Raw genomic sequence first — 4,153 nt, forward strand, 5'->3', positions numbered from 1 at the left:
CAGCACAAGGCTGTCAAAGACTTTGGGAAAAAGAAAATAGATGGACATTTGAAGAGCGGATAACCGAGAGGGATCATTCGAAAATCGGGATATTCAAAGATGAGGATTGTCGAAACCATTTCGCAAATCGCCTCCAGCCCTTGACCTGTCAGCATGCATCTGGTAGAGTCTGGAATCCTGACGACAGGTGGTAGCAATAATCATGAACATGTTCGGAGGTCGGCCGATGAGGATATTACGACCCTTGATCATTTTTGTAACCCTCTCAGTCATCATATCCGGTCTCATTTCGTGCGGGAAGGATCCTGATATGGAATTCAGCAGCTTCGTAGAGAAACACTCGACAAGGGTCGATTCACTTGAGAGAGCGGGTAGCCTCGCCTACTGGGAGGCAGCACGCAGTGGCAGCAGCGATGATTTTCGCAAGTACGCCGATGCCCATATGGAACTGGAGAAGATATACACGAACAGTGACGAATTCGAATATGTGCAGGACATCAGGGAGAGCGGCGATCTGAAAGACCCTCAACTCAAACGGATAGCTGATCTGCTGTATCTGAGTTATAAGGGAAACCAGATGGATCCCGCTTTGTTGAAGAAGATCGTCGAGTTGAGCAGTGAAGTGGAGAAGAAGTTTGGCACGTTCAGGCCGGTGGTGGATGGCAGGGAATTGGCTCCCGGAGAGGTCATGAAAGTATTCAAAACCAGCACGGACAGCGAATACCGCCGGAAAGTGTGGGAAGCTGGCAAAAAAGTAGGGCCGAAACTTGTGTGTGATCTGCTCAAACTGGTCAGGGCAAGGAATGAGGCTGCCAGGGCGATAGGATACAGGGATTACCATGAGATGTCGCTTATTCTGAGCGAACAGAATGGGGAAAAGCTCTCGAGAGTATTTGTCGAGTTGGAAGAGTTGACAAGGGAACCATATCTCAAGCTTAAGGAAGAGATCGACCGGGAACTCTCCGCCAGATACGGGATCACAACGGAAGAGATGCGTCCCTGGCATTATCATGACCCGTTCTTTCAGGAAGCGCCGGCTGTCGGAGAGATCGATCTCGACGCGTATTACAAGGGAAAGGATATTGCGGAGATAGCCGCAGGCTTCTACGCCGGGATCGGGATGCCGGTCGAGGATATACTTTCCCGAAGTGATCTCTACGAAAGAGAAGGGAAGAATCCACACGCCTTCTGCACAGACATCGACAGGCAGGGCGATATAAGAATACTGGCCAATATTATAGATAACGCCGGTTGGATGGATACGATGCTTCACGAACTGGGGCATGGCGTTTACGATAAATATATCGACAGAGAACTTCCTTTTTTGCTGAGGAGATATCCACATCTATGTACGACCGAGGCCTCTGCGATGTTCTTTGGCAGGTTGTCGCATGACTCTCTCTGGATGAAGGCCGCTCTGGGGCTGAGCGACGAGGAAGTCGAAAAGATAAGACCGGCTTTTCTCCGTTCGCAAAGGCTCAAGCAACTCGTCTTTGCCCGTTGGGTACAGGTGATGTTTAATTTCGAGAAGGAGCTGTATCGTGATCCGGACCAGGATCTCAACTCGGTCTGGTGGGACATGGTGGAGAAATACCAGTTTGTGAAGAGGCCCGAAGGCAGGGACGAACCTGATTATGCATCCAAGATCCATATTATCTCGTCGCCAGTCTACTATCACAATTATATGCTCGGCGAACTTATTGCCTCTCAGTTCTATCACCATATCTCAGACATTCTTCTTGAGAAGGAAGGTGAGATCCGGATCTACGGCAATAAGGCTGTCGGTGATTATTTTAAAAATACTGTCTACAGGCCCGGAGCACTATATCCATGGATGGAACATATAAGGGTCGTTACCGGCGAACAGCTTTCAGCAAGATACTTTGTTGAGCAGTTCGTAATGGAGCAGGATTGATCTGGCTTCTCCCGGCGGCTGTGTGTTCGATCACAATCGCCGCTATTCTGAAGATAAATGAAGGCGCAGGTGGCAGTCGGCTCGTCATGATGGGCAGCAACTATATAGTTGCGTCTTTGATCGCCCTTTTGATGCTGCGAGGTAATCCGGGCCCTTTCGATGGGATCACTCTCGGCCTGGGAGTCCTGACAGGCGCTGACTACGTGATCTCGTTTCTGGTGTTGATGGCTGGAATCGGCAAAGGTCCCCTGGCTTTACCTGTGACCGTGATGAGGCTATCGGTGGTTGTTCCGGTAATCGCCTCGATCTTCCTCTGGAACGAGACTCCCGGCCTCATGAGGTACGGAGGAATAGTTCTCGGTCTTGCCGCAATCGTCTTCTTCGGCCTGGGCGTAGCGGGCCATGGTAGAAAGAAACAGGCTACCAGAGGGTTCTGGCTGTTGCTCGCGGCCATTTTCATCTCGACCGGACTTGCAAGTATTCTGCTGAAGACTTTCCGGGAGGTCTCGCCCGACTCCCGGCGCCTTGCCTTTACCTGGCTCCTGTTTTCGTCAGCCGGGATACTCACATGGCTTATTATTCTGTCAAAGAGGATCCGTGTCGACTGGAAGACGTTCAGGCTTGGGATGTTCCTGGGGTTGCCGAACCTCTTTTCTACTGTATTTACTCTGAAAGCTCTGGAAAATATCCCCGCTTCGGTTGTGTTTCCATTTATAAATGTGACGGTCATATTCGGTGCTACCCTCCTTGGGCTGTTCGTATGGAAGGAGAAACTGGACCGGCTGTCAATAACCGGGCTTGTATTTGCGGCCGTTTCTCTGGTACTATTGGCCCGTTGAAAATGGGGGTATGTGGAAGATTAGATTCAGCAACCGGGACGATGGGCGTTTGAAATAGATCGATTAGATGACAAGCAATCTTTAATGACGGTGGTGGAAGCGTCCTGAAGTCCTTCCGCTGCTGACTGACGGAGGGGAAAATGCTTGGAGCGATTGTCGGAGACGTCATAGGTGCGCCCTATGAATGGAACAATGTAAAGTGGACAGATTTCGAATTGTTCACACCTCTTACCACTTTTACTGATGATACGATCCTTACTCTTGCCACCGCCAATTCTATCCTGAATGATGTGAGCTATGAATCTTCCTACAGGAAACTCGGGGAGATCCATCCAGGCCGTGGGTATGGAGGACGGTTCCAGCAGTGGCTGAACAATCCATATATGGGGCCGTATAATAGTTGGGGGAATGGATCGGCCATGCGGGTGAGTCCTGTCGGTTGGGCCTTCGATACGGAAACGAAGGTCATGACCGAGGCCCGGCGGTCAGCCGAGGTCACACACGACCATCCCGAGGGGGTGAAGGGGGCTCAGGCCACAGCGCTCGCTGTCTTCATGGCAAGGAGCGGAGCCTCCAAAAGCGATATATGTAAAGAGATGTCAACGACTTTCGGTTACGATATGGATAGAAGCCTGGACGAGATCCGCCCATGCTACGAATTCGACGAGTCATGTCAGGGCACTGTTCCCGAGGCGATGATCGCCTTTCTCGAATCAAAAGACTTCGAGGACGCTATCCGCAAGGCGGTCTCTCTCGGAGGTGACAGCGACACACTTACCTGCATAACCGGCTCTGTAGCACACGCGTTCTACGGGGAGATCCCAAAGGGAATCGCCGGGCAGGTGAAGGACCTGTTATCACGGGATCTCGTAGTGATCATGGAAAGGTTCTGCGAGAAATTCTGTAAATAAATCCTGATTGGAAGTTACCATTTTTTACGGATCTCGCATTATTATTGCTTGTAATAACTTGGCCACAGGTAATAATAAGGAAAAGGGAGCAACGATATGAAAACAGCAGAAAAAATAATCGGCCTGGCGGCAATGGTGGTAGCCCTGAGCCTTGTACTCTATTCATGCAGTTCGAGCGATCCGCTCTCGTCCGGAGAGCCCGATACTACAGGGAACGACACAATACCACCAAACCTGGCAGATACATCGATGATAGTGGATCATACCTGCTGCGATATCACCGCGATACCGAGACAGGCGATCCAGGACGCAATAGATAATCTCGTGATAGCCTACGGACATACCTCGCATGGCAGCCAGCTGGTAAGCGGCATGGACGTACTCGCGGCCTTTCTGGGTGACGATCTATATAATCACAGCCTGAATGGGTCCGTTAATACACTGGAGCTGAGAGATAAGGCGATGTCGTACGATCTCGGGTATCCCAG

The 4,153-nt window shown here is 50.7% G+C and carries 5 protein-coding genes; 4 read left to right on the forward strand and 1 reads right to left on the reverse strand.

The window, feature by feature from the left end; all coding sequences use genetic code 11:
- Positions 1-93 precede the first annotated feature (93 nt).
- Entirely contained in the window at positions 94-276 is a 183-nt protein-coding gene (locus KOO63_14765; GenBank protein MBU8923078.1) for a hypothetical protein, read from the reverse strand.
- 34 nt (positions 277-310) lie between these two features.
- Between KOO63_14765 and KOO63_14770 the strand changes: the two genes are divergently transcribed.
- The 4 genes from KOO63_14770 to KOO63_14785 all read left to right on the forward strand — a co-directional run.
- Complete coding sequence (locus tag KOO63_14770; protein MBU8923079.1) at positions 311-1,915, forward strand: M2 family metallopeptidase; 1,605 nt, start codon at positions 311-313, stop codon at positions 1,913-1,915.
- Positions 1,912-2,754 (forward strand): EamA family transporter, encoded by an 843-nt coding sequence (locus tag KOO63_14775; protein MBU8923080.1) that lies wholly within the window; start codon positions 1,912-1,914, stop codon positions 2,752-2,754. Before KOO63_14770 ends, KOO63_14775 begins: the two co-directional genes overlap by 4 nt.
- A 140-nt stretch (positions 2,755-2,894) precedes the next feature.
- Complete coding sequence (locus KOO63_14780) at positions 2,895-3,665, forward strand: ADP-ribosylglycohydrolase family protein (GenBank protein ID MBU8923081.1); 771 nt, start codon at positions 2,895-2,897, stop codon at positions 3,663-3,665.
- Between the two features lie 96 nt (positions 3,666-3,761).
- Positions 3,762-4,153, forward strand: a 392-nt coding sequence (locus KOO63_14785) for a hypothetical protein (protein MBU8923082.1), incomplete at its 3' end; no start/stop codon positions are given.

It is taken from the genome of Candidatus Latescibacterota bacterium, assembly GCA_019038625.1.
In the GTDB taxonomy this organism is placed as follows: Bacteria; Krumholzibacteriota; Krumholzibacteriia; order Krumholzibacteriales; family Krumholzibacteriaceae; genus JAGLYV01.